General features: G+C 39.4%; 24 protein-coding genes and 1 pseudogene. 19 read left to right on the top strand and 6 right to left on the bottom strand.

The genetic code is table 11. From position 1 onward, the window contains the following. The first annotated feature begins 83 nt into the window (after positions 1–83). Positions 84–245, top strand: a complete 162-nt coding sequence (locus tag RMY63_RS14340; protein ID WP_322729345.1) for a type II toxin-antitoxin system HicB family antitoxin — start codon at positions 84–86, stop codon at positions 243–245. A 23-nt stretch (positions 246–268) separates the two neighbouring features. Here RMY63_RS14340 and RMY63_RS14335 read toward each other — a convergent pair whose 3' ends face one another. Then, entirely contained in the window at positions 269–1,498 is a 1,230-nt protein-coding gene (locus tag RMY63_RS14335; protein ID WP_322729344.1) for a hypothetical protein, read from the bottom strand. Between the two features lie 157 nt (positions 1,499–1,655). Here RMY63_RS14335 and RMY63_RS14330 point away from each other — a divergent pair, with 157 nt between their 5' ends. The 12 genes from RMY63_RS14330 to RMY63_RS14280 all read left to right on the top strand — a co-directional run bounded on the left by RMY63_RS14330 (position 1,656) and on the right by RMY63_RS14280 (position 12,229). Further along, entirely contained in the window at positions 1,656–3,065 is a 1,410-nt protein-coding gene (locus tag RMY63_RS14330) for an NB-ARC domain-containing protein (protein ID WP_322729343.1), read from the top strand. A 46-nt stretch (positions 3,066–3,111) separates the two neighbouring features. After that, the gene (locus tag RMY63_RS41790; RefSeq protein WP_416212516.1) at positions 3,112–3,192 is read left to right on the top strand and encodes a hypothetical protein; all 81 of its coding nucleotides are present in this window, start codon (positions 3,112–3,114) and stop codon (positions 3,190–3,192) included. 30 nt (positions 3,193–3,222) lie between these two features. Then, positions 3,223–3,426 (top strand): hypothetical protein, encoded by a 204-nt coding sequence (locus tag RMY63_RS14325; RefSeq protein WP_322729342.1) that lies wholly within the window; start codon positions 3,223–3,225, stop codon positions 3,424–3,426. Positions 3,427–3,866: 440 nt separating this feature from the next. Further along, a complete protein-coding gene (locus tag RMY63_RS14320) occupies positions 3,867–5,021 on the top strand; it encodes a sulfate ABC transporter substrate-binding protein (protein ID WP_322729341.1) in 1,155 nt (384 codons plus the stop codon). A 74-nt stretch (positions 5,022–5,095) separates the two neighbouring features. Beyond that, complete coding sequence (locus tag RMY63_RS14315; protein ID WP_322729340.1) at positions 5,096–6,097, top strand: PstS family phosphate ABC transporter substrate-binding protein; 1,002 nt, start codon at positions 5,096–5,098, stop codon at positions 6,095–6,097. A 49-nt stretch (positions 6,098–6,146) separates the two neighbouring features. Then, positions 6,147–7,088 carry a phosphate ABC transporter permease subunit PstC gene (gene pstC / locus RMY63_RS14310; RefSeq protein WP_322729339.1) on the top strand — a complete coding sequence of 314 codons (942 nt, stop codon included), beginning with the start codon at positions 6,147–6,149 and terminating at the stop codon, positions 7,086–7,088. Between the two features lie 6 nt (positions 7,089–7,094). Beyond that, positions 7,095–7,994, top strand: a complete 900-nt coding sequence (gene pstA, locus RMY63_RS14305; RefSeq protein ID WP_322729338.1) for a phosphate ABC transporter permease PstA — start codon at positions 7,095–7,097, stop codon at positions 7,992–7,994. A 52-nt stretch (positions 7,995–8,046) separates the two neighbouring features. After that, entirely contained in the window at positions 8,047–8,874 is an 828-nt protein-coding gene (gene pstB / locus RMY63_RS14300) for a phosphate ABC transporter ATP-binding protein PstB (RefSeq protein WP_322729337.1), read from the top strand. Positions 8,875–9,015: 141 nt separating this feature from the next. After that, positions 9,016–9,240 (top strand): hypothetical protein, encoded by a 225-nt coding sequence (locus tag RMY63_RS14295; protein WP_322729336.1) that lies wholly within the window; start codon positions 9,016–9,018, stop codon positions 9,238–9,240. After that, positions 9,209–9,490, top strand: a complete 282-nt coding sequence (locus RMY63_RS14290; protein WP_322729335.1) for a type II toxin-antitoxin system RelE family toxin — start codon at positions 9,209–9,211, stop codon at positions 9,488–9,490. The genes RMY63_RS14295 and RMY63_RS14290 overlap by 32 nt, the downstream gene beginning before the upstream one ends. Before the next feature lie 115 nt (positions 9,491–9,605). Beyond that, positions 9,606–10,031, top strand: a complete 426-nt coding sequence (locus RMY63_RS14285; RefSeq protein WP_322729334.1) for a hypothetical protein — start codon at positions 9,606–9,608, stop codon at positions 10,029–10,031. Positions 10,032–10,105: 74 nt separating this feature from the next. Further along, positions 10,106–12,229, top strand: coding sequence for a single-stranded-DNA-specific exonuclease RecJ (locus RMY63_RS14280; RefSeq protein ID WP_322729333.1), 2,124 nt, complete (start codon positions 10,106–10,108; stop codon positions 12,227–12,229). A gap of 126 nt (positions 12,230–12,355) precedes the next feature. Here the strand turns inward: RMY63_RS14280 and psb30 are convergent, their stop codons facing one another. Then, the gene (gene psb30, locus RMY63_RS14275; RefSeq protein ID WP_069068686.1) at positions 12,356–12,499 is read right to left on the bottom strand and encodes a photosystem II reaction center protein Ycf12/Psb30; all 144 of its coding nucleotides are present in this window, start codon (positions 12,497–12,499) and stop codon (positions 12,356–12,358) included. A 220-nt stretch (positions 12,500–12,719) separates the two neighbouring features. Here psb30 and RMY63_RS14270 point away from each other — a divergent pair, with 220 nt between their 5' ends. From RMY63_RS14270 to RMY63_RS14260, 3 genes are all read left to right on the top strand, one after another. Next, a complete protein-coding gene (locus tag RMY63_RS14270) occupies positions 12,720–13,070 on the top strand; it encodes a YkgJ family cysteine cluster protein (protein WP_104907911.1) in 351 nt (116 codons plus the stop codon). Between the two features lie 99 nt (positions 13,071–13,169). Continuing rightward, the gene (locus RMY63_RS14265) at positions 13,170–13,601 is read left to right on the top strand and encodes a TMEM165/GDT1 family protein (RefSeq protein WP_322729332.1); all 432 of its coding nucleotides are present in this window, start codon (positions 13,170–13,172) and stop codon (positions 13,599–13,601) included. Positions 13,602–13,692: 91 nt separating this feature from the next. Then, positions 13,693–13,995 (top strand): TMEM165/GDT1 family protein, encoded by a 303-nt coding sequence (locus RMY63_RS14260; RefSeq protein WP_181928888.1) that lies wholly within the window; start codon positions 13,693–13,695, stop codon positions 13,993–13,995. Positions 13,996–14,290: 295 nt separating this feature from the next. On the opposite strand, the gene RMY63_RS14255 is transcribed toward RMY63_RS14260, so the two are convergent. After that, positions 14,291–15,217, bottom strand: a complete 927-nt coding sequence (locus RMY63_RS14255; protein WP_322729331.1) for a cobalamin-binding protein — start codon at positions 15,215–15,217, stop codon at positions 14,291–14,293. A 448-nt stretch (positions 15,218–15,665) separates the two neighbouring features. On the opposite strand from RMY63_RS14255, the gene RMY63_RS14250 reads away from it, so the two are divergent. Further along, entirely contained in the window at positions 15,666–17,885 is a 2,220-nt protein-coding gene (locus RMY63_RS14250; RefSeq protein ID WP_322729330.1) for an ATP-binding protein, read from the top strand. Positions 17,886–17,943: 58 nt separating this feature from the next. Here RMY63_RS14250 and RMY63_RS14245 read toward each other — a convergent pair whose 3' ends face one another. The 3 genes from RMY63_RS14245 to RMY63_RS14235 all read right to left on the bottom strand — a co-directional run bounded on the left by RMY63_RS14245 (position 17,944) and on the right by RMY63_RS14235 (position 22,257). Further along, the gene (locus tag RMY63_RS14245) at positions 17,944–18,390 is read right to left on the bottom strand and encodes a GNAT family N-acetyltransferase (RefSeq protein ID WP_322729329.1); all 447 of its coding nucleotides are present in this window, start codon (positions 18,388–18,390) and stop codon (positions 17,944–17,946) included. 541 nt (positions 18,391–18,931) lie between these two features. Further along, entirely contained in the window at positions 18,932–21,925 is a 2,994-nt protein-coding gene (gene pruA, locus RMY63_RS14240) for an L-glutamate gamma-semialdehyde dehydrogenase (RefSeq protein WP_322729328.1), read from the bottom strand. 188 nt (positions 21,926–22,113) lie between these two features. Then, positions 22,114–22,257, bottom strand: a complete 144-nt coding sequence (locus tag RMY63_RS14235) for a hypothetical protein (RefSeq protein WP_322729327.1) — start codon at positions 22,255–22,257, stop codon at positions 22,114–22,116. 120 nt (positions 22,258–22,377) lie between these two features. Here RMY63_RS14235 and RMY63_RS41785 point away from each other — a divergent pair. Beyond that, positions 22,378–22,635 (top strand): annotated as a pseudogene (locus RMY63_RS41785) (hypothetical protein); the annotation flags it as partial. Between the two features lie 980 nt (positions 22,636–23,615). Next, positions 23,616–24,953 (top strand): 5-histidylcysteine sulfoxide synthase, encoded by a 1,338-nt coding sequence (ovoA, locus tag RMY63_RS14230; RefSeq protein WP_322729326.1) that lies wholly within the window; start codon positions 23,616–23,618, stop codon positions 24,951–24,953. The last annotated feature ends 309 nt before the right edge of the window (positions 24,954–25,262 follow it).

Raw genomic sequence — 25,262 nt, 5'->3', positions numbered from 1 at the left:
AGCGCTCGCCTGATTATATATTTTTTCAGAAGGGCGATCGCTCTTTCAATAATAAGAGAATATAGTAAAAATTCAGGAAGTTCATGATGAAGCGAGAATTTAATGTAATTATCGAACAAGATGCGGACGGCTACTTTGTTGCTTCTGTCCCAAATCTTCTTGGTTGTCATACGCAAGCCCAAACTTTAGATGATTTAATGGAGCGTATTAGAGAAGCGATTGAACAGCAATTGAACTTTGTTTAGAATTTGACGAAGTACAGCAGAATTCACTCTTCACTATTCTTTAAAGTTCCCTTAAATTCATTTTTGATTTTTTCTCCAGTATCTTTGACTTCTACTTTGATTCCTTCTCCAGTATCTTTGATTTCTTTTTGTAATTCCTTCCCAGTGTCTTGAATTGTGTCTTGTAGTGGTGAGAAGGTTGCTTCTGCTCGCCTGACAATATCATTAGCTAGCCGTTCACTAAAACCAACTAAAAATGCAAGTGTAAAATATAAAAAATATTTAGCATCATTATTTTGATCGCTTGGCTGTTTGTTATTTGCTAAACTGTTGTTTACTTGATTTGCTGAACTGTTGTTTACTTTTAAAACTGGAAAACTTATAATGTTAGAGTTAATCATTGCAAAAACTAGAACACCAAATGCAGTTCCAATTAAAGGTTTTGCAAAACCAACAATAATAGGAACTGCTGAATCTTTGTAGTCTGTATCTTTGTATTGGTCAAGTCTGATAAATATACTAACTATGCTCCCAAACGCTCCTGCAAAAGCTACCATAATTATCAAAGATGAATTACTAAATAAAACTGTTAACTTATTTGTTACTGTTTTTTCTGCTATTTTTACTACCTCCTTACTAGGAGCTTCTTTTGTAACTACCCGCGCTATTCTATATATAGAATATGTTATCATTTCAGGAGTAATAGTTAATATACTAGCGGTTGTCAAAATTAATGGGATTCCAATACTATAAATTGGAATTACCATTGCAAGCCCAACAAGAACCTTTGTTGGTGTTAAAAAGTCTCGGACAGAATGTTGAAAAAAGTTTTTAATATGACCAAATATAAAAAATGATTCTCTAGGATTCAAGAAATATTCTACTTCATGTCTTATTTTTTTAGCAATTTCTATATATTTTTTATGATTATTCTTATTAATTTCTAAATGTTTTTTATGATTATTATTACCAATTTCTATATATTGATCATTCTGACAGAGAAAATCTAGTGTATTCTTAATACAAGAAAATTTTGATTGTAAAATCCGATGTTCACATTTATTTTTGAAAAACTTTTTTTGCTTTTTATAAATTAAAGTTTCAAGCCGTTGTAATAGAAGAGTCTGTTTGACAATTTCTATTTTAACCTCATCAGTCAAAACAAAATTAATTTTTTTAATTTTTTCAGGTATTTGTTCAATAGTTTTAGAAATATCTTCTTGCAGTTCTATAAGCTTATTTTTACATTCCTCATGTTTATTTGATTGAATCATAAATCCATCACCTCTGAAAATGTATTTTACAAAGCTGAGTCTCAATCTATCAGACCTAGTTATATCCGCACAATACATATAAGTTCTTAAAAATTCGCATAAAGTTCTGGTAAAGTACCGATAGTAACTTGATACTGCATACACACGATCGCACACTATGAACTTTGAGAAAGGTCTGGAAGTGGCAGATGAAGCGGTCTTTAGCAAGGTTGGCAGACGGTTGAATCATGCGGAAATCGGTATTCTGCAAGGTTCTTGGGAAAACAAGACCTATGAGGACATTGCTAAAGACACAAGTTACTCGGTGAGCTATCTGAAGCGGACTGTCGGGCCAAAGCTGTGGAAAATACTGACGGAAGCCTTGAGTGAAGGAGTTAGCAAAACAAACTTTAAATCAGCACTTGAGTGCAGATGGCGAGAACAGACGAGTGGATGGGTTACTGAGAAGCAAAAGGTTGTTAAAGAATCCCTAATCCAAAATTCAAAATCTAAAATTCAAAATCAAACTGACTGGGGAGAAGCAATTGATGTTTCTGCTTTCTATGGACGCACTGATGAACTGGCAAAATTAGAGAAATGGATTTTGAGCGATCGCTGTCGCCTAATCACTATATTAGGTATGGGTGGAATAGGAAAAACTGCTGTTGCAGCCAAATTAGCACAACAAGTCCAGTCTGAGTTTGAGTATGTCATCTGGCGATCGCTACGCAATACCCCACCTATAGATGACACATTAGCAGACCTGATACAATTTATTTGTGGAGAGCAAAATAATTTACCGAAAACGGTAGACGCGAAAATTTTAAAATTGATGGAAACTTTGCGAACCCATCGGTGTCTACTCGTTTTAGATAATGTTGAATCAATATTGCAAAGTGGCGATATTAAAGGTAGTTATCGAGAAGGATATGAAGGTTATGGTCAGTTATTTCGCTGTATTGCAGAAACAACTAATCAAAGTTGTTTAGTACTAACTTCTCGTGAAAAGCCCAAAAGCCTAGCAGCCAAAGAAGGAGAAAACTTACCAATTCGCTCCATAAGTTTGGCAGGTTTGCATATAGCAGAAGCACAAAAGATTTTTCAGCTAAAAGGTAAGTTTATTGGCTCAAAATCTGAATGGGAGTCAGTTATTAATCACTATGCTGGTAATCCCTTAGCGTTAAAAATAGTAGCTACAGTAATTCTAGAAGTTTTTCAAGGAAATATTTCTCAATTTGTAGAATATCAGCAGCGAGAAATATTAGTTTTTGATGATATTCACGATATCTTCCAAAGGCAATTCAATCGCTTGACAGATATAGAACAATCCGTGATGAACTGGCTGGCAATCAATCGAAAACCAGTTTCCTTTGAGGAATTACAAGCAGATTTAGTAACTGAAAAATCAAAAAGCGAATTACTAGAAATTCTTGTGTCTTTGCATAGGCGCTCTCTAATTGAGAAAATGTTTATGCATTATACACAACAACCTGTAGTAATCGAGTATGTGACAAAACGCTTCATTAACTTATGTTATGCAGAAAGAACTTTAGCTAGCTGTAGTAATGATTACTCTGTGCGCTTGTAGAATGTAGATGATCGCACTTGCATGAAAGTTTTGCAAGGTCACACCAATATTTGTTAGCGCTGTAAAACTTAGTCCTGATGGTAAGATACTAGCTAGTAGCAGTCATGACTGTACCGTGCGATTGTAGTATGTAAATGGCGATCACAGTGTACAAGTTTTGCATGGACACATAGCTTGGATATGGTCAGTTAGCTTTAATCCTGATGGTCTAACCCTAGCCAGTAGTAGCTTCGACGAAACAATTAAACTTTGGGATGTGAGTAGAGGTGAGTGCCTGAAAACGCTGCGAGCTCACCGACTCTATGAAGATATTAATATCACTGGTGTTAAGATTCAACGGCAGCGACTATTACGACGTTGAAAGCATTGGGGGCGATTGAACAGTCGGTAGTGTCAGAAGTTGGAGTTTAGTGCATTACTTGAAATCAGTCCCATAATAATATTGTGATTTAGTAATCAGTGCGATCGCTAAATTATGATATTCAAGATGCTTTAATGCGGCTACTTTGTTTTACAAACAGCTTTAAAGGCTAAATAAAGCCAAGTTTTTACTACTGTTTTGTATTAATCATCACATATTTTTTAGCAAATCTTATGTATGCAACCGGATTGTTTCGCTTTTTGCAGAAAAACCCGTTTTTTGAAATGCCTTGGTAATCAGATTTATTTGCTACTTTTGATGATAGATTGCTTACTCAGTAAAAAAATTTAATCCAAATGATAAATATTATTGTATATACTCTATAATTTTCATAATTACGGTATCCGTCTACAAATACCGTAGATTTAGGGGTGATTCTAATGAGCAAGTCGCAACAACCGACACAATTAAGTAAATTCCAGAATGAGGGGATGCAGACTTATGTCATGAAAGCTTTGCAAAGCCTACAATCATATCAACACGCAATTAAAAGTTGGTTGAATAGACACAGCGTACAAAGCTTTCTAAGTCTGTTTCTTATAAGTATTTTTTTGAGTATAGCAGTTACCTCCTGTTCGGGAAGCAGTTCAGCTAGCAAAAATGATGTTAAATTAAAACTTGTATCTTTCTCTGTCACCAAAGCCGCTCATGATCAGATAATTCCCAAATTTGTGGAAAAATGGAAGCAAGAACACAACCAAAACGTTACATTTGAGCAAAGTTATGGTGGTTCTGGCGCTCAAGCGGCTGCTGTCATTGCCGGTTCGCAAGAAGCAGATATAGTACACTTGGCACTTCCCCTTGATGTCAGCAAAATTCAGCAAGCAGGTTTGATTAAATCAGGTTGGGAAACCAAAGCACCGAGAAGTGGTATTGTTAGTAGATCAGTTGCTGCGATCGTCACTCGTGAAGGCAACCCCAAAGGCATCCAGACTTGGGCAGACTTGGCAAAAGATGGCGTGAAAGTAATTGCAGCTAATCCAAAAACTTCTGGTATTGCGATTTGGGAATTCTTAGCTTTTTGGGGTTCGGTGACTTTAACAGGTGGTGATGAAGCGAAAGCGCTAGATTATGTCACCAAAGTTTATAAAAACACCCCAATTCTAACGAAAAATGCTCGTGAGGCTAGCGATTTATTCTTCCAAAAAGGTGAGGGAGATGTCTTAATCAACTACGAAAATGAGGTGATTTTGGCAGGTAAAAATGGAACAAAGTTGCCTTATGTTGTACCCCAAGTTAATATTTCCATTGACAATCCTATAGCGGTAGTTGATAAAAACGTTGATAAACACCGTACAAGAGAAGTTGCACAAGCATTTGTTGATTTTCTTTACTCGACAGAAGCTCAACGGGAATTTGCCAAATTACAATATCGTCCTGTTAACCCCTCTGTTAACCAAGAAGTAGCATCACAACATCCGCCAATTAAAACTTTATTCACATCTCAAGATTTAGGTGGTTGGGATATTATTCAGAGCAAGTTTTTTGGAAATGGGGCAATTTTTGACAAAATTTATGCTGTCAGTAAAGCATGACATGTATATTGTTTTAGCAGATAGCCAAGCAAAGAATAAATAATTCGCAATTACTTTACCTCAATTGATAATTTATGAGCTTTCATCGCAGATTTAAAAATAGCTTTATGCTCACATTTTTAATGATTATTGCCACCACTATCAATGCTTGTAGCAGCAGTGAGGAAAAGAAAAGTCAGGTGAGTCTTGATGGTGCGGCTGTAGGTTTTCCGATTTCTTTAGCAGTTGCCGAAGAATACGGTAAATTCAAACCGGAAGCTAAAGTAAGCGTTGCCTCAAGTGGTACTGGTGGTGGTTTCAGTAAATTTTGTAATGGTGATATTGATATTGCTGGTGCTTCTCGCACCATTAGAGATGAAGAAATCAAAAAATGTCAAAGTAAGAATATTAAATTTGTCGAGTTGCCTGTAGCTTTAGATGGTATCGCCGTGATTGCCAACCGCCAAAATAACTTTGCCAAATGTCTAACTATTAAAGAACTGGGTAAGATTTGGGGAGGCAAATCAGATGGCAAAATCTTGAAATGGAATCAAGTTAATCCTAAGTTTCCTAACGAAAATCTGAAGTTGTATGCTCCATCTTCTGATACGGGAACATTCGATTATATGACTCAAGCTGTGACGGGCAAAGCCAAGAATGGCCGTACAGACTACACTGCCACTCAAAATCAAAACCTTCTCGTACAAGGAGTGTCAGGTGATGCAACAGCTTTGGGTTATGTAGGCATATCTTACTATATTCAAAATCAAGAAAAACTGAATCTAGTTGCTGTAGAAAGTCCTACAGGAAAGTGTGAAAAACCAGTTCCAGTAGATAATGTGATTAAAAATATCTACACACCTTTGTCTCGTCCTCTCTTCATCTATGTCAGTAAAAAATCCTTAGATACTAAGCCAGCAGTAAAAGAATTTGTAGATTTTTATCTAGAAAATTCCTGGAAGTGGGTAGATAGTGTTGGTTATGTGGCACTACCTGATGAAGCTTATGTCAAAGTAAAACAAAAATTTGCTACTGGTGAAACTGGAACAAAGTTTAAAAAAGCAAAACCAGGTGAACCAATCACAAACTTTATTTAAATAAAATCCCAGTCATTGTAGTCTGAGTGTAGTTAAAACCTAATTGTTTATGCAAAATACCAATTCTCAAAACGATCCTTATTTCCTATCCAGACAGTCACTAGATAAAAATCCATCTGAAGATATTTCAGAAAAGATTGTTGCAGCAATTTTATTTGCTTGTGCTTTAGTTTCGGTTTTGACTACCTTTGGGATTGTCGTAATTATCTTTCAGGAGACATTTAGTTTTTTCCAAGAAGTTTCTTTTGCCCAATTTTTTCTTGATACTAAATGGACACCTCTATTTGCTAATAAACATTTTGGCGTTTGGCCATTGATTAATGGTACTTTCTTGACTACAGCTATTGCGATGGCAGTTGCGATTCCTTTGGGTTTATCTTCTGCTATTTATTTGAGTGAATATGCCCAACCCAAAGTGGCTGCAATTTTACGTCCAGCAGTAGAACTTTTAGCAGGAATACCCACAGTAGTATATGGTTACTTTGCGCTGTTGTTCCTCACACCATTGCTGCGGAATCTTATGCCTCTGGAAATATTCAACGCTTTGAGTGCGGGATTAATGATGGGGGTAATGATTACTCCTACAGTTGGTTCCATCAGCTTAGATGCTATCCGAGCAGTTCCACGTTCTTTGCGAGAAGGAGCTTATGCTTTAGGTATCACTAAACTGGAAACTATTTTTAAAGTAGTTCTACCAGCCGCACTTTCTGGAATCATTGCCTCAATTATTTTGGGTATTTCTCGTGCTGTGGGTGAAACAATGACTGTCCTCATCGCCGCCGGACAACAACCAAGATTAACTATTAACTTCATGGAATCAGTAGAAACCATGACAGCTTACATGGCACAAATTTCTGGTGGAGATAGTCCACGTGGTAGCCTCAATTTCAAGACATTATATGCTGTAGGTGCTGTTCTATTTCTACTTACCCTTGCTTTGAATATTGTTAGTTACTGGATTGCTAATCGTTTTAAAGAAAAATACGACTAAATAGATATGGCTACAAGTTATCAACCAGATAATTCTCGAAATTCTACAGCAGAATTTACCGATAATGTTGAAAGTAGAGAAACACTAGGGAAAGTATTTGAAGTACTCTTTTTGTTAGGATTGCTGATTGGTTTATTTGTCTTAGCATTGCTACTTTTTGATATTTTGCGAGATGGATTAGGCAGATTTTTATCACCGGGCTTTCTTACGGAAACTCCTTCTCGTTTTCCTGACCAAGGTGGTATTCGTCCGGCGATTATCAGCAGTGTCCTTTTAGGATGTGTTGTAATTTTAGTGACTGTCCCCATTGGTGTCGGAGCAGCTTTATATCTAGAAGAGTATGCACCTAAAGCTTGGTGGACAGCGATTATTGAGATTAATATCAGTAATCTGGCGGGTGTGCCTTCTATTGTCTATGGATTGCTGGGTTTAGGAGTTTTCAATTATTTGCTTGGGTTTGGCCCCGCTTTGATTTCTGGTGCATTGACTTTATCTTTGTTGTCTTTGCCAGTAATTATTGTGACAGCTAGAGAAGCAATTCGTGCTGTCCCAGATTCGTTGAGAAATGCTTCTTACGGATTAGGTGTCACAAAATGGCGAACTATCAGCAATCATGTCATACCCTATGCTATTCCCGGTATTCTGACGGGGGTGATTATTTCTGTATCCCGCGCTATTGGTGATGCAGCCTCTCTGATTGTTGTAGGTGCTGTCGGTTTTCTCACCTTTAACCCTGGTTTGTTTCAGAGATTTATGGCATTACCCATTCAAATTTACAGTTACATCACTCGTCCTGAACCGGGTTTTGCTAGTGCAGCAGCTGCGACAATTATTGCGTTGTTGCTGTTGATTTTAGCTTTAAACGGTGTAGCAATTTATATCCGGCAACGCTTTTCAATCAGTTAGATAATTAAACATCTAATTGGATACATTCACAGATATTTGGAGATACGCTTTCATGACTTATAGCAATAGTAGAAGTAAATCAGATAGTGCCACAATTGACCAAGGTAATAGCGTCTTCAATGTTGAAGGGGTGAAGGTCTTCTATGGAGGATTTCTGGCACTTTTAGATGTCTATCTAAAGATTCCTGATAAACAAATTATTGCTTTTATTGGGCCTTCAGGATGTGGTAAAAGCACCTTGCTGCGTTGCTTCAATCGGATGAATGATTTAATCCCTGGAGCTAAGGTTGAGGGTAGACTGAATTATCGCGATCGCAACATTTACGATCCCAAGATAAATTCTGTAAAATTAAGACGACAAGTCGGCATGGTTTTTCAAAGACCAAATCCTTTCCCCAAGTCAATCTACGAAAATATTTCCTTTGGGCCGCGTGCTAACGGTTACAAAGGTAACATTGATGAATTAGTGGAAGATTCCTTGAGACGCGCTGCTATCTGGGATGAAGTCAAAGATAAACTCAAAGAGAAGGGAACTGCATTATCTGGCGGACAACAGCAACGACTTTGCATTGCTCGTGCGATCGCGATGAAGCCAGATGTATTATTAATGGATGAACCATGTTCTGCTCTCGACCCAATTTCTAGCCGCCAAGTCGAAGAACTCTGCTTAGAACTCAAAGAGCAATATACCATCATCATGGTGACACACAATATGCAGCAAGCTTCTAGAGTCGCAGATTTCACCGCTTTCTTCAATACAGAAATTGACGAGCATGGCAAACGTCGCGGCAAATTAGTTGAGTTTAATCCTACAGCCCAAATGTTCACTTCTCCTCAAACCAAAGAAGCTGAAGATTATATCAGTGGACGCTTCGGTTAAAGAGGCATCACAGCATAAGGGGAAAGGTAAAAGCCAAGTTCAGTTGTGAGCGACTATTATTTGTTTGCTCTTTAACCTTTCCCCGCAGTACAAGCTCAGACTAGGTAATATATACATCTAACCATGAATAAAAGGTATACAGTGGAAATTCAAGAATTAAAAGCATTGATTAAAGAAACTATGCGTGAAGTTCTGCAAGAAGAAAGACTTCGCCTTTGCCAAATTCTTATTCCTTACATAAATGATGATGAGCAACGTGAACTTGAAGCCGAATTTGGTGTACCTTCAGATGATGCTGAGGATGAAGTAATTGATATGACCGATTGGGTAAAATATGGCAATAAAATTTCGCAAAAAAGCGATTAAATTTTTAGAAAAAGCCAATCCTGAAGATGTTGAAAATATTCGGGAGCAAATTAAACAAATTTTTATTGCTGTCCAAGACCAAGGCATTATTCCATTTACAGAACTAGATATCAAAAAGATTAAAGGTGATTGGGAAGGATTTTATAGACTACGTATAGGTAAAAACAGAATTATTTTTACAGTTGATATTGATTCCAAAGACATCGAAATTTACGCTATTGGTGCAAGAGGAGATGTTTATAAAAAATAATTAGTAATTAGTAATTTAATAAGTGGGAATTAGCAAAGTAATTTTGGAAAATATACTGAGGCTTAATAGTACTTGTTTAAAGTAATATTTCAACTTAGTACTTATACTGTGTATTATGTTTAAGCTTCTGTCATTTGCTTTAGTTACAGCTACCGTTATAGTTGCATCAATCAATAATCCCAGTAATACTTTAGCTAGAACTTGCGCCTCTAAGTGTGGGTCACACCCAATTCAGTTTACACCAGGGCAACACATCCGGGTTGAAGTTGTAAATAGCACACCTAACCTGATTAAAATTCAAAAACCCTCCGGGACTGATGCAATTTCCTTGAGTCCAGGGCAGAAATTAAATTTAGAAGAAATAGAAGGTACAGAACCAAATACATCTCTGATATTTTGGAGCGAAAAAGGTCTATCACTGCAAGCAATTGTCTCCAAACTTAACTTTGGCACATTGCGGCTCGAACTTCGTCCGACTTTGCGCTCTCCGGGCGATCGCTCCTTATATATTATGGATGATGGTAGGATAAACGTGTTTTAGACAGCAAATAATGTTATTAGTTATGAGTTAAGAAACAACTTTCAATTCAACGCTCATAACTTCTAACTTGTATTGTGCTAGACCGACCTGTATCTGAAATATCAAAGCCTCACAGGCGCTTACCCAATCAGCGCTGGCAGATTTATCCACAAAAACCAGAATTTGCCCAAAATCTGGCGGTTTTGACAAATATTTCCCCGATTGTCAGCCAGTTGTTGATTAATCGGGGTATGGAAACACCAGAACAGATACAAGCATTTTTAGCTCCAGAGTCTTTAATTTTGCCTTCGCCGTTAGAAGATTTCCCAGATTTGGCGATTAGTTTAGAGTTGTTGCAAAATGCGATCGCTTCTCAAACAAAAATTGCTATTTGTGGTGACTACGATGCTGATGGAATGACCAGCACTGCTCTACTTTTACGTAGTCTCCGCACTTTAGGTGCACAAGTAGATTATGCTATCCCCAGCCGGATGCACGAAGGCTACGGTATTAATAAACGCATAGTTGAAGAATTCCACAGCGAAGGTGTGGGATTAATTCTGACTGTAGATAATGGTATCTCTGCGTTTGAACCAGTTGCTAGAGCTAGAGAACTTGGTCTTGCAGTGATTATCACCGATCATCATGATATCCCCCAAAAATTACCGCCAGCTAACGCTATCCTCAACCCCAAACTAATAGCCGAATCCTCACCTTATCGGGGTGTTGCTGGTGTTGGTGTTGCCTACATCTTGGCAGTTTCTTTAGCACAACAGCTAGGAGAGACTAAGGGCTTGATCCAGCCGATGCTAGCACTGTTTACACTGGGAACGATCGCAGATTTAGCCCCCTTAACTGGCGTAAATCGTCGCTGGGTGAAACGTGGTTTACAGCATTTACCCAAATCCAACTTAGCTGGGATACAAGCGTTGATTCAGGTAGGTGGAGTGCAGGCTAGGGGAGAGGGGGAGCAGGGGAGCAGGGGAGCAGGGGGAGCAGGGGAAGCAGAGGAGAAAATTTCTAATCCAAAATCCAAAATCCAAAATCCAAAATCGTTAAAGCCTGAAGATATTGGGTTTCGCTTGGGGCCGCGAATTAATGCTATTGGTCGGATTGGTAATCCCCAAACTGTGATTGAATTGCTGACTACAGACGATATGGGAGTGGCGCTGGAAAGAGCAATGCAGTGCGAACAAGTCAACGCCTCTCGCCAGGAGATGTGTCAGCAAATTGAACAAGAAGCGATCGCTTATGTAGAGACAGAATTTGTTGCTTCTCTACAAGATGACCGTGTATTAATTGTTGTTCAACCCAATTGGCATCATGGCGTTATTGGCATAGTCGCCTCCCGCTTGGTGGAACGCTACGGTGTTCCCGTATTTATCGGGACTTATGAAGATGAGGGACATATACGCGGTTCTGCACGCTCAATTCCAGAGTTTCATGTGTTTGAAGCTTTGGAATATTGTCACGATTTACTTGGGAAATTTGGCGGACACAAAGCAGCCGGGGGATTCTCTCTACCAGCAGAGAATTTACAAGTGTTGCGATCGCGTTTGATTGAGTTTGCTAACCAGTGTCTTCAACCCCAACATCTCAAGCCTCTGCTCAAAATTGATGCAGAAGTCAACCTCAATCATCTCAATCAGCAGCTTTATCAACAGCTTAATGCTCTACATCCCTGCGGTATGGACAACCCCGATCCAGTTTTCTGGACACCTAATGTCCAAGTGGTTGAGCAAAAAATTGTTGGCAAGGGTCACATCAAACTGACAGTTGCCCAAACTATAGATAATCAGTTGTATAAAATCAAAGCGATCGCTTGGCGTTGGGGCGACTATTTCCACCTACCATTGCGAGTGGATATCGCTTACAAACTGCGAGAAAATTACTTTAACGGTAACACCAGCATCGAGCTAGAGTTAATCGGTGTCAGACTGCCAATTCGGCTTCAACAATTTTTTGCTTCGCCACCTATCCAGTCAAGCACCACATTTGAGTACAACCAGCGACAATATACTTGTGGTTTCTATAAAAACGGTATTGAAACAGAATTAAGAATTAAAAATTCTGAAGGGAAAGTATTAGCCATGCAGCCCGGACATATAATTGGTTTGCTAGGCACTAATCGTCAAAATGCCAAAGAAGTTGATATCTCTCAACCACAGTATGACAATATTATCCAAGCTGCCCTTCTGGCGTTATCAGTTAAGAGTTAGGAGTTCTTAATTAACCTTGTGACTCTGACACTGCGAGTGCTGATTTATGAGCTATAAGTTATGAGTTGAGAATAAAATTTAACTCCTCACTCTTCACTCTTAACTCTCAATCAGCACTCAGCACTCTTATAGGTTGCCGTTGCGAAATGCCAGTACAAAGATTACCGCTGGGCCAGCAATCACAATTAGCGCCACTGACAGCAATTGGAAGATAACTTCCCAATTGATACTGGTAAAAGCGTTAAACAAGTCAGACACAGCGTCAAACATTTTTCCTTTTCTCCTCTCAATTGTCTTAAAAAATTCAATAACTTAAATTACAAAACCCGCAATAGATCATATCTGGCTATGGACTGTTAGATTTAATTTACTTAACAAAATTATAAGAAAAGACATAAAAATGTAAAATAGGGGGATTGGGGACTGGGAAAATTTTTCTCAATCCCTAATCCCTAATCCCCAGTCCCCAATCCCTACTTCCCAATCCAAAATGTCAACTTGGCAATGTGTAAAACAATGTGGAGCCTGCTGTAATCTAGATCCAGCAGAGCGTCCAGACTTGGAAGAGTATCTCTCTCCACCAGAACTAGAACTCTACCTCAGCATGGTAGGCGAAGGGGGATGGTGCGTTAATTTCGACCATACCACGCGAGAATGTCGCATTTACCCCAATCGTCCGCGCTTCTGCCGTGTGGAATCAGAAGTATTTCAAGATATGTATGGGGTTGAACCAGAAGAAGTCAACGATTTTGCTATTGACTGCTGTCGCCAGCAGATAGAAGGAGTTTATGGCGATCGCAGTTTAGAAATACTACGCTTCGACAAAGCTGTTGGCCTTTGACACCCAACCTCATTTTTTTTGTCTGGGTTGCAATTTATGACAAAAATATGAGAAAATGATAGAAATATGAAAACACTCTAGCAACCAAAACTACTGCTTGTGAAACTTGACTCTGTACCTTTGGAGATTTCTGGCATATCTCAGACTGAGATCGAGCTAGACCTGGAAGACAGCAATGATTTAAACTTGACTCCTGCGATCGCTTTGTCAGTTCAGCCTGTAATTGCCGATAGTCCTCAAAAGCAGCAATCAGCGCTAGTAGTTTTTGGTACGACTTTTATAACCATTTTTCTAGCAGAAATTGGAGATAAAACTCAGCTATCCACTCTATTAATGAGTGCACAATCTCATTCGCCGTGGGTGGTATTTATCGGATCTGCGGCGGCGCTAATAACTACCAGCTTATTAGGTGTACTTTTAGGTAGTTGGATAGCCAGCCGACTCAGCCCAAAAACTGTAGAAAAATCAGCCGGCATGATGTTGTTAGTAATTTCTCTAATGCTGTTTTGGGATGTATTTACTAGTCATTAGTCATTAGTCATTGGTCATTAGTTATTCTCCCCCTGCTTCCCCTGCTTCTCCTGCTTTACCTACTCCCCACTCCCCACTCCCCATAAATAATATGGATTGGCATTTATTAGGACTGAGTTTTATTACAGTTTTTTTATCAGAATTGGGTGACAAAAGTCAGTTAGCGGCGATCGCACTTTCAGGACGTTGTAATTCTCCGCGTGCAGTATTTTTTGGTGCAGCAGGCGCATTGCTGTTGACAAGCCTGTTGGGATCGTTAGCAGGGGGTGCAGTAGCCGAATTATTACCCACACGGGTGTTAAAAGCGATCGCGGCTGTCGGATTTGCCATTCTTGCCGCACGCCTGCTGTTATTTAACAATGAACCATCGGCAGATTCTGAACAAACACCTTAGAGAAGAATTCAGAATTCAGAATCCAGGAATCAGAATTAGTCTTTGTGGGCGATTGGAACGCGCCAAGGTTTTGAACCAATCTCACTCAGCCAAACTTGAATTCATACTAGACTTGTTGCATAAATCCAAAATAAGAACCCCACCCCGCCCTTACGTTAAAGTCTCCCCTCCCCTAATCCCCAGAGGGGGCCCCGAGTTCCCCGCAGGCGGGGAGGGGCTGGGGGTGGGGTTTATGGGACTTTTGCAAGAGGTCTACTTAATTCTGAATTCTGAATTCTGACTCCTGAATTCTTCTTTACAAACGTTCCCAAGCAGTTCCTTTGTAGCCGTATTGAAAAATTTCTGGATGCAAAATTTCTGCCAAAATTTCTAAAGAATCTACCAGTCGCGGCCCTGGACGATTGAAGTAAGAATTGCCATCAGTAATGTAGACTCTACCAGCTTCGCTAGCGTGTAGTTTTTCCCACTCTGGACGTTGAGTTAATAACTTAGCTTCTTGGCGAGTGCGATTTAAATCAAAGCCACAAGGCATAAAAACAATTACATCTGGATTCGTTGTTAATAGTGTTTCCCACGGCAAAATCGGAGAAGGCTGACCTGTAGCGCAAAACAAAGACTGTCCTCCGGCTAAGTTAACTAATTCAGGAATCCAATTAGCGGCGATCATCAAAGGATCAGACCACTCGATACAGGCGACAGTAAGTAGTTCATCTAAAGAAAGTCCTTGAATTTTTTGCTGACAAATTTTGACGCGAGCTTCTAAATTTTCTAAGACTTTTACCGAGTCTACACCAAAGGTGTTGCCGACTCGCTCAATGTCAGCCCAAACATCTTGGAGAATATTGGGTTGTAAAGAAATAATCTCAGGTTTACTGTTAATGAGTGTAGCAACTGCCTTTTGCACCTCGTCTAAGCTGACAGCACAAACATCACACTGATCTTGAGTAAGAATATGAGTAGGCTGCAATTGCTCTAAAACATCTGTTTTGATTTCATAAATACTAAGGGCAGATTGCAATAAATTGTTCACTTCGTCGTGAATTTCGCTGCTGGAGGCATCACTGTTTAAACGTGCTTGGGTACAAATGGGGCGATTGAGGATTTCTGGAGGGTAATCGCATTCGTGCGATCGCCCTACAATAGCATCAACCAATCCTAGTGTCGCTAAAATCTCTGTTCCACCGGGAATCAGAGAAACAATTCTTACATCACTATCTGTCATCGCTCCACCTCCGCAACAGCTGCCGTTACCTTAAGTTTGCCAGAAATTAAATCATTAGGTATCTTTCTCTAGGAGAATCAAGCGTATTTTGCTAGTCAGTACTAAGCAAGAAATTGTACTAGGGATTGGGTATTAAGAAAAGTCTTTAGCACTCCCCAGTTTTAAATTAAAAATATTATACTACTTGTACTACTTGATAGTAGAATTACTTAATAGTGAAATTACTTGAAATGCTAATTATCCCCTGGCAAAAATCACTGGTATAAAGTAATAAAAGTAATCAGCGAAATCCAGATCATAACTAATTAGCCAGAATTATAAAATTTAATTAGAAAAATTATTCTTTCCGGTTATGAAAAAGCACATTAAGTAATTGTAGTTATACAAAGACAGTTCTACTTTTTACCTAGAACTGCAAGTCCAAATTATTTCTTCTTGAGGGCAACTAATGCAGGTCGTGTCAGCTAGAGATATTACAGAGCACAACCAGGCCCAAGAGGCTTTACGAATCAGAGACAATAGTCGGCGAAAACAAAGCCAGACCCTGGTGCAACTGGCAAGAAGCAAGACATTCCAGCAAGGTAATCTCAATGCGGTGTTGAGGGAAATCACAGAAACTGCTGCTCAGACGCTGTTAGTAGAGCGAGTGGGGGTATGGTTATATAATCAAGAACGTTCAAAAATTGAATGCATCAATTTATATGATGTCAGGACTAAGGAGCATACCTTTGGTAACTCGCTTTTAAAAACAAATTTTCCTGCTTATTTCCAGGCTTTAGAAGAGGAACGTACCATTCCCGCAGATGATGCTATAAACGATACCAGAACCCAAGAATTATCCGAGTCTTATCTTTCAGTTTTGGGCATCACATCTATATTAGATGCACCAATTTGGCTAGAGGGTCATTTGGTAGGCGTAGTGTGTCACGAACACATAGGCGAAGGTCGCCAATGGACTTTAGAAGAAGAGAGTTTTGCTGGCTCAATTGCAGATTTTGTGACGCTGGCTATAGAAGCAAGCGAGCGAAACGTCGTACAGGAAGCACTGCGACAGAGTGAGGCACAATTTCGGGCGATTTTTGAGCGTTCCTCTATCGGCATTGGACTTATAGATATGAAAGGGCAGATAGTCGATACTAATCTGGCATTGTGCGAGATTTTAGGATGCAGCCGAGAAGAGTTATACGGCAAGTGCTTTACAGATTACATTTCTATAGAAAAAGAAGATTTAAAACTTTACAAACAACTGATGTCAGGAATTCGCACCGACTTAAAAAGAACTTCCAGGGACGGTTTACAACCTTCTAAACATCAGGAACAACTTGTCGAAAGACATCGGATTGAGATAGAAAGACGCTGCCTGCATCAAAATGGTAACTTAGTTTGGACTCATATCTCTGTTTCTGTTATACCAGGCAGCAATGGTGAACCTGAGTTTTTTCTAGCAATGATTGAGGATATTACTGAACGTAAGCAAACAGAGTTGAAACTACGTGCCTCTCAAGAAGCAGCAGAAGCTGCCAGTCGAGCCAAAAGTGAATTTTTAGCAACCATGAGCCATGAGTTGCGGACGCCTCTGAATGCAATTATGGGTTTGTCACAGTTACTGCAACAAGAAATAGTTGGTTCTCTGAATGAAAAGCAGAACGAATATGTAAGTTGTATATATAGTAGTGGCGAACATCTACTGGCAGTGATTAACGATATCCTTGACTTATCTAAAGTAGAAGCAGGTAAAGAGGAACTGTTACTATCATCTTTGTCGGTGGCAGATATATGTAATTATGCCATCTGGACAGTGCGCGATCGTGCCTCAGAAAAGGGATTGCAACTCACACATGAAATTGACCGAGAAGCGGATATTTGCGTTGCTGATGAGCGGCGCATCAAGCAAATGCTACTCAACTTGCTCACCAATGCCATTAAATTCACCCCAGGAGGTGAAGTATCGCTGGTAGTCAAAAAAGTACCACAAGGGATAACGTTTACAGTTTCAGATACTGGCATTGGTATAGACTCAAGTCAGTTTCAATTTTTATTTGAACCGTTTAAACAGCTTGACAGCCGATTAAATCGGCAGTATGAAGGCACTGGTTTAGGTTTAGCTTTGACGCGTAAATTAGCGCGTTTACATGGTGGAGATGTTACCTTTACATCAACTTTAGGAAAGGGCAGTCAGTTCACCCTGTTTCTACCAAATTCAGAGCATCCGGTAAATGAGACAAATGAGATAGATGAGACAGAAGAGGAAGCAAATTTTACCTCGTCCTCCTTGTTGTCATATTCTCCAGTCATCCCCACAAATAAAACTATTTTGCTTGTAGAAGAAGATGAAAACACAGCAACAGTGTTGCAAGATTATCTCCACACAATTGGCTACCAAGTCAAGTGGATAGATAATGGTAACGACTTTTTGAAACAGGTACAAAGCTTCCAACCAGATTTAGTTTTTTTTGATTTTCAGTTAGTAAAGGATATTCATATCTGGAATTTGCTGGATATTCTTAGAAAAGAGCCTTATCGGGAACATTTACCGATTGTAATGATGACCTTAAGCGAACCTTTAGAGGAGGAAATTGCCACACTGCCAGGTAGTGTGAATGATTATCTTGTCAAGCCAATTCGCATAGTCCAGCTAGAGTCAATCCTGATTAAATATTTTAGTTAATTGCTCATAAAAATGCCTTTTTGTACGAACAATTCCTGAAAAAATTTACTATATATTTTTACTTTGACTGTGTAAATGTTTTTCTCATTTTCACATGGGGAATACTAGCTTCTTCAAATATTTCTCCTTCTTCTACAAAATTGAGTTTTTTGTATAAATCTTTCACATATTCTTGAGCATGAATCACGACTTCTGGAATATTTTGGTTAGCTATCACCTGTAGAGCATTTTCCATAATTTTCTTACCAATACCCTGCCCTCTAACTGTCAATAAAACAGCTAACCTTTCTATTTTGGCAGTTTTATCATCTAAATATCTGATTCTGGCTGTACCCACAGCTTCTAGATTTAAATAAGCAATTAGATGATCGGATATTTCATCTTTGCCATCAAATTCTAAAGCAGGATCTACCCCTTGTTCTTCTTGAAAAACTAATTTTCTAATTGCTTGAATTGCCGGAAAATCTTCAGGTAATTCAGCAAATTTTATAACTAAATTACTCATTAAACTCTCTTTGGGGTTACTACTTAATTGTAGTTTAACGTGAGTTTGATGAACCTCTCCCTACTTTGACCAAAAGTGTAAATCTGTCCCTCTGTGAGTCCAAGAAGGTGGGTTTTACGTAGTAAGCTGTTCCACATTTAAATTGCATAAGCTGATGGCAGGATGCCCACCCCACAAGAGTTATATTTAATTTGATTATGCAAATTAGATGTTTTTTAGCTTACAGCTATTTACCTGAAAATAGCTGTAAAATCAGGGAGAGGCTTTTGATTTGGCTAATTAGACGGACACTATATGAGCCGTAAAATTCACCGAATTTTAGATTTTAGATTTTATATTTTGGATTGAAGATTCAAAATATAAAATCTAAACTGGTTTGAAGCCCACGCCACTTGCTTCTCCCTTGGCGCTAGCCTCTCCCTTTGGGAGAAGGGGAGACGCGCAAGGGACAAGCCGGGAAACCCGTCCAACGCAGTGGCTCCCGAATTCAAACGCGAGAATAAATCCTTGCATTCAAAATCCAAAATTGATTCACGTTAGTTTAATCTGCTCCTTCAATTGGTGCAAAACCTTGACGCTGAATATTTTCTGTCACCGCGCGTGGTTCTAAAAATTGCAGTAAGTAATCAGGGCCACCTGCTTTAGAACCTACTCCAGAAAGTTTGAATCCACCAAAGGGTTGCCGTCCAACGATCGCTCCGGTAATATTGCGGTTGATGTACAAGTTTCCGACTTCAAATTCTGTCTCTGCCTGTTGAATGTGCGAAGGCGTTCTAGAATAAAGTCCGCCAGTCAAGGCGTAATTTGTACCGTTAGCGACTGCTAAGGCTTCGTGGAAATCTTTCACCCGAATTACCGCCAGCACAGGGCCAAAAATTTCTTCCTGGGAAATTACCGCATTTGGCGAAACTTCACTAAAAATAACTGGCCCGATAAAATATCCTTGTTCGGGTGCTGGTAATTCCAACGCCACTTCTGCTTCTGCCTTACCCTTCTCAATATACTCGCAGATGCGATCGCGGGCATTAGCATCAATTACCGGCCCAACTTGTGTACTCGGTAACTCTGCTTCCCCAATGTTCAAGGATTTTGTCGCTTCTACCAACCGTTCCACAAAGGTATCATAAATCGGTTGCAGCACAATCACCCTGGAAGCGGCAGAACATTTTTGGCCGCTGTAACCAAATGCCGACTGTACTACTCCCACAACAGCTTGGTCTAAATCAGCACTTTCATCGATAATAATGGCATTCTTACCACCCATTTCCGCAATCACCCGTTTCATGTGTTTCTGTCCGGGTTTCAGCGTTGCTGCCTCTGCGTAAATTCTACAACCTACTTCCTGAGAACCTGTAAAAGCAATTACATGAGTATCTGGATGATTTACCAAATAAGCGCCAACTTGTGAACCTTTACCCGGTACGTATTGAAATACACCTTTGGGAAAACCAGCGTCTACTAAGATTTCTGTGAGTTTTGCGGCAATTACAGAAGATGTTTCCGCAGGTTTTAGGAGAGTGCAATTGCCGGAAACCAAAGCTGCAACAGTCATTCCACAAGCGATCGCTAGCGGGAAATTCCAAGGAGAAATTACCACAGCAATTCCCCGTGGCTGGTAAATATAATGATTAGTTTCACCAGGTATGTCGTAATTCACACCTTTGTCTAACCGTTCTATCTCATCAGCGTAGTAACGACAAAAGTCTATCGCTTCCGAAACCTCTCCATCAGCTTCTTTAACTGGTTTCCCAACTTCCAAAACTATCCAAGCTGAAAGTTCAGCGCGGCGTTCTTCCAGCAAATCACCCGCTTTCCGCAAAATATCAGCACGTTGTTTAGCTGGTGTTTTCTTCCACCCAGGAAACGCTGCTTTGGCAGCTTGCATCGCCTGTTCTGCTTGTTCAACGCTAATCAACCCAACTTTACCAATTACCTCACTGAACTTAGAAGGATTGAGAGAATCAACAAATTCCGGCGGATTAACATACTCCCCATTAATTAGCGGTAAATAAGTTTTACCAAGTTGTTGGCGAACGCTTTGGAAAGCTTGTGCAGCCTTCATTCTCACCTCTTCTTCAGCGTAATCGGTATCAGCAGCACCAGAGAAATGAGAGTTAGGAGTTAGGAGTGAGGAGTTAGGAGTTAAAGAGTTCTTTTCATCTTTGATAATCGGCGGCGCTAATAATTCTTCAATTGGTCGATTTTCGAGATTTTGGCGTAAAAAAGAACTATTAGCGGTATTTTCTAACAATCGGCGAATTAAATATGCCATTCCAGGTAATAATTCACCATAGGGACAGTAAACTCTCACCCGATAACCTTTGTCAACTAACGCCTTGGCAACTTTATCACCCATACCGTAGAGGACTTGCAATTCAAAGCGACGGCGAGGGACATTTAAACTTTCAGCTATGGCAATGGCGCGAGCGTGCGATCGCACATTATGGCTACCAATGGCAGAATAGACATATTGATGATTTTCTAGCAACAACTGAGTGATGGTTTCAAAGTTAGCATCTGTTGCGGCTTTGTCGTTGTAAACTGGCTGTGGCCAATGCTTTTGGGCTGCTTTAATCGTTTCTTGATCCCAATATGCACCTTTCACCAAACGGATTGTTAAGGGATAACCACGTTTTTTTAACCAAGAAATTACGTCTTCAGTATCTTGTTCGCTATCACGCAGATATGCTTGAATTGTCATGCCAATATCTGTGCGTTGCCGAAACTCTTCTTCTAGTAAGAGTTTTTTCAAAATGCTGAGAGTTATATCCTTATAGGCATACTGTTCCATATCAAAATGCACAGCTGCACCTAATTCTTTAGCACGACGTAAGAGAATCCGAATGCGATCGCTAACTTTATCCTCACTACCTTTAGCATCTAAAGGATCAAATTGCGAATAAAATGCCGTTAACTTCACAGAAACCTGAACTTTTGGGATTGCTTCGCCATCAGCCTCATCAATCGCCGGGATAGCTGCCCAATTCTTTGATGCTTCTACCAATTGTTGCATTAATTCTAGATAGCGTTCTAGATAAGACTGCGCTTCGGCTTCGGTAATCACCGCTTCACCCAGTAAATCGATAGTGAAAGCCATTTTTTCTTTTCGCAGTCGTTCAACTGTTTTGATGACTTGTTTAATATTTTCCCCAGAAATATATTTATGGGCAAGCGTCTCAACCGCTGTCCCAACAGTAGTAGCAGCAACTTGTCCTGGCATTGAGTCGGGATTAGCAAAGTTTAGCATTCCCTTCAAAGCTGCCGGTAATTCTACAGATTCATCGCCGAGATATTCTTGTAAATGTGAGGCAATTTCTGATTTACTGTGCAAAGCAGGTAGCGTATCTATAAAGCGAAATAGTTGTACCCGCAAGCCAGGATTACTCATTGCCCAAGCTAGTAATTTATCATCCCAACGCATTTGATCCCGCAGGGAAGAAAAAAACGAACGATTTTCCTGCGTTGTTGCTAGAAGTTGTTTAGCAATTTCTTGGGTTTTAGCTTCGTAGGTGCTTGTCTGTACTTGTAATACCACTGATAAGAACTCCGTTAATCAAGGCAAGGCTTTTTGTCGAAAGCCTGTGTCTTCTATTTTGACGCTTTCATTTAGCTGTCACCATTATGCAAAATCTCCGCAAGAGTTAATTCAGCAGACGGTGACTGCCGAATCCAAGGGTAATTATTTAGGCTGTACTTGTTGTTCACTCTTCTCAGGCTGTTGTATTAAATAACCAAGGATGGCTGTAGTGATACGCCGATAGTGCCAGCAAGAGTATGGTTAATCACCCCGGCGCTGCCTAACAACGATAAACCACCAGCAATTAAGCCAACAATTGTACAAAGCGTGTTCAGGGTCGATTTAGACATTTGATTACTCCTCGTTAGTGTGTTCGTAGTATTCCCGGATTTTGAAATCAGAATCGCGCTGTAAAAAAGTCTGAATATCACGGGTATAAAACCTGAAGGGGCGACACGCGCCTTCAGCCGCTTGTCATCAACTTAAAATCGCAAGATGAAACCGATACAAGCGCAATATGCCAAGAAATTTGTAACCAAATTTATCTCACAGCTTTTACCGAAAATCCAGAAATTCCCGAAGTTAACAACGCACCTCAACTAAAACGAATTATCCCCCAAATTAAAAAGCAATTGCAAACACAAAACATAGCTTTAATTATCAATAACTGCGAACCAAATCAAATAATTATTACTTTACCCACCTACACAGAAGAAAGCTATCCGTAGTATGTCGTAGAAAAGCAGTGCGCGATCAGGATTTGATGCTGTAGCCACTTACATCAACTAGTAACTATACTTGATCAACCAGTTTGTCAACCGTATTGGGTTAACGATATTGCGTTAATAACTATCAAAGGTGGAGAAATACAGTTCCAATACATCGATTGAGAGCTGGAAAAACTCACAATTCAATAGAGTTTAGTTCTCTATTGAAACCAGAAAACAAGTATTTTTAGTCTTGCGATCGCTACTCAACCTACAATTATTTTTAACTTAATTCTAAATCAGTTAAGACAAATAAAACCAATTCGCAATTCGCAATGACGCTCGAGTACTTGCTAACGCTGCGCTATCGCGGACTCGCTAACGCTTCTCTACGAGATGCCAAAGGCGAACGCTATCAGTGGGGGATTCAGACCCGCCACTGATTGTAGACCGCTAAATCGTACCCCTGCGGGGAAGCAAGCTACGCGCAGCGTCTCTGAAAGAGAAGATTTAGCGGGGGTCTTAAACCCAGTTATTCATCCGCCAGTCACACAAAATTCAATTCTGAATTATGGCGACTGACGCCTCTATTCTGTTTGATTAAATTATTTAAGTATCTAATAATACTACATTAAATTGATAAAATTTTAGTGCTATTTGAAAAACTAATTATTGAACAAGAAGTATTGCTATTAAATAATAAATCTGTCATATTTAAGAATCTTATTTGATACCTCCTTCAATACTATTTAGCACTTACGCAAAATATCTCTCAAACTCTGATTTCTCCGTGTCCTCTGTGGTTCGTTATTCCATAACTCGTGCGTAAGTCCTACTATTGTGTTTAACACATTCTATAGGACTCATATTTGGTTTTTCCTAAAACTCAGTACATATCTATTTTTTATTGCGTGTTCCCTACCTATGCAAATAAATTCAGGAATCAAATCGGATTTCTAGATAATTAATTTGTTTAATTGTTCTCTAATAGCAATTTAACCATGAATAGTCTGCAATCTGCTAAACCTCCAAAACTTAATAGTTGTAATAACCAAGTTATCCTCGATTACTTTGAGAATGCTTGGCACCTGGAAGATATGTTATTGAAAAGTCTAGTTGGGGAAGAGACATTTTATCTCAATCCTGACCCTTTGAGAAATCCTCTAATTTTTTATCTGGGACATTCAGCTATTTTCTACATTAATAAATTAATTCAGGTGGGATTATTAGAAAAACGCCTCAATCCAGAGTATGAAATATTGTTTGAAATTGGAGTTGATCCAGAAAAGCCAGAGGAGTTGAATGCAGCGATCGCTCATCTGGAATGGCCGCAAGTTGCACAAACTTGGAAGTATCGAGAACAAGCATATTCTGTAATTTTCCAGCTAATTAAAACAACCCCAATTACTCTGCCAATTCATCCCAATCATCCCCTTTGGGCTTTAATAATGGGGATTGAACACCAACGTATTCACATTGAAACTTCTTCGATGTTAATTCGCCAACTACCAATTGAGAGAGTGAAACGTCCTCAAAATTGGCAATATGCCCCTTTTAATGGTTACACTTCTGAGAACGAAATGATAGAAGTTGCTGGTGGGGTAGTAAAACTCGGTAAAGCCTTAGATGATTCAACTTATGGATGGGATATTGACTATGGCGATCGCACTGTTGAAGTTGCACCCTTTTTCGCCAGTAAATATCTGATTACCAATGCCGATTTTATTTATTTTGTTAAGGTTGGTGGCTACGAAAATCAAGAATATTGGGATGAAGAATCTTGGAATTGGAAAACTCGATACAATATTCAATTTCCTAAATTTTGGTTACATGAAAATGGTAGCTATAAATATCGAGCCATGTTTGACGAAATTGACTTACCTCTAGATTGGCCTGTAGAAGTCAATCATTATGAAGCAATGGCTTATTGTCGTTGGCAAGGGAAAGATACTCGCTTAATGAGTGAATCAGAATACCATTTAGCAACTTATAGTAATAGTTTATTAGATGATGTCGAAAATTATAATCTCAATTTAAAATTTGGTTCCCCTAGTCCCGTTGGAATGTTAGAAACAGCCAAAAGTTCTTCGGGATTGTACGATTTGCGGGGTAACGTTTGGGAATGGTTGAGTAATAACTTAAACCCTTTTTCAGGATATCAACCTCATTTTCTTTATGAAGATAATTCTGCCATCTTTTTTGATGATAAACATCAAATGATGTTAGGAGGATGTTGGATAACTAATGGTACAGAAGCTTTAAAATATTATCGCAACTGGTTCCGTCCCAATTTTTATCAGCACGCTGGTTTTCGGATTGCTCAAGACATCAAAGATTAGGGATTTCCAAAAAATCTAACGGTTCTCATTTGCATGAAGTAGATTTTTAAACCTCACCCCGTATTTGCTGTCTTCAAATACGGGGTGAGGTTATGACTGAATTGCACCAAAATAAGTAATGTGAAGGCACAACTTCAATAGACTTCTTGCATAAATCAAAAAAAGAACCCCACCCCACCTTTGAGTTACGTCAAATTCCCCCTGCCCCTAATCCCCAGAGGGGACCCCGAGTTCCCCGCAGGTGGGGAGGGGTTCTTTCAAGGGTAGGTGTTTAAAAATTAGGCACTAGAGAGGGTGATTTGGGAAACA

The sequence above is a fragment of the Nostoc sp. ChiQUE01b genome (assembly GCF_034531255.1).
GTDB lineage: Bacteria > Cyanobacteriota > Cyanobacteriia > Cyanobacteriales > Nostocaceae > Nostoc.
This window is presented reverse-complemented; position numbering and strand designations above follow the sequence as displayed.

What these genes read in the sequence shown, in the direction of transcription:
- RMY63_RS14330 (WP_322729343.1), top strand. Translation starts at nt 1,656, where the DNA reads ATGAACTTTGAGAAAGGTCTGGAAGTGGCAGATGAAGCGGTCTTTAGC.
- RMY63_RS14285 (WP_322729334.1), top strand. Translation starts at nt 9,606, where the DNA reads ATGTTTAAGCTTCTGTCATTTGCTTTAGTTACAGCTACCGTTATAGTT.
- psb30 (WP_069068686.1), bottom strand. Translation starts at nt 12,499, where the DNA reads ATGTTTGACGCTGTGTCTGACTTGTTTAACGCTTTTACCAGTATCAAT.
- RMY63_RS14320 (WP_322729341.1), top strand. Translation starts at nt 3,867, where the DNA reads ATGAGCAAGTCGCAACAACCGACACAATTAAGTAAATTCCAGAATGAG.
- pstA (WP_322729338.1), top strand. Translation starts at nt 7,095, where the DNA reads ATGGCTACAAGTTATCAACCAGATAATTCTCGAAATTCTACAGCAGAA.
- pstC (WP_322729339.1), top strand. Translation starts at nt 6,147, where the DNA reads ATGCAAAATACCAATTCTCAAAACGATCCTTATTTCCTATCCAGACAG.
- RMY63_RS14340 (WP_322729345.1), top strand. Translation starts at nt 84, where the DNA reads ATGATGAAGCGAGAATTTAATGTAATTATCGAACAAGATGCGGACGGC.
- pstB (WP_322729337.1), top strand. Translation starts at nt 8,047, where the DNA reads ATGACTTATAGCAATAGTAGAAGTAAATCAGATAGTGCCACAATTGAC.
- RMY63_RS14250 (WP_322729330.1), top strand. Translation starts at nt 15,666, where the DNA reads ATGCAGGTCGTGTCAGCTAGAGATATTACAGAGCACAACCAGGCCCAA.
- ovoA (WP_322729326.1), top strand. Translation starts at nt 23,616, where the DNA reads ATGAATAGTCTGCAATCTGCTAAACCTCCAAAACTTAATAGTTGTAAT.
- RMY63_RS14315 (WP_322729340.1), top strand. Translation starts at nt 5,096, where the DNA reads ATGAGCTTTCATCGCAGATTTAAAAATAGCTTTATGCTCACATTTTTA.
- RMY63_RS14235 (WP_322729327.1), bottom strand. Translation starts at nt 22,257, where the DNA reads ATGTCTAAATCGACCCTGAACACGCTTTGTACAATTGTTGGCTTAATT.
- RMY63_RS14335 (WP_322729344.1), bottom strand. Translation starts at nt 1,498, where the DNA reads ATGATTCAATCAAATAAACATGAGGAATGTAAAAATAAGCTTATAGAA.
- RMY63_RS14290 (WP_322729335.1), top strand. Translation starts at nt 9,209, where the DNA reads ATGGCAATAAAATTTCGCAAAAAAGCGATTAAATTTTTAGAAAAAGCC.
- RMY63_RS14245 (WP_322729329.1), bottom strand. Translation starts at nt 18,390, where the DNA reads ATGAGTAATTTAGTTATAAAATTTGCTGAATTACCTGAAGATTTTCCG.
- RMY63_RS14255 (WP_322729331.1), bottom strand. Translation starts at nt 15,217, where the DNA reads ATGACAGATAGTGATGTAAGAATTGTTTCTCTGATTCCCGGTGGAACA.
- RMY63_RS14270 (WP_104907911.1), top strand. Translation starts at nt 12,720, where the DNA reads ATGTCAACTTGGCAATGTGTAAAACAATGTGGAGCCTGCTGTAATCTA.
- RMY63_RS14260 (WP_181928888.1), top strand. Translation starts at nt 13,693, where the DNA reads ATGGATTGGCATTTATTAGGACTGAGTTTTATTACAGTTTTTTTATCA.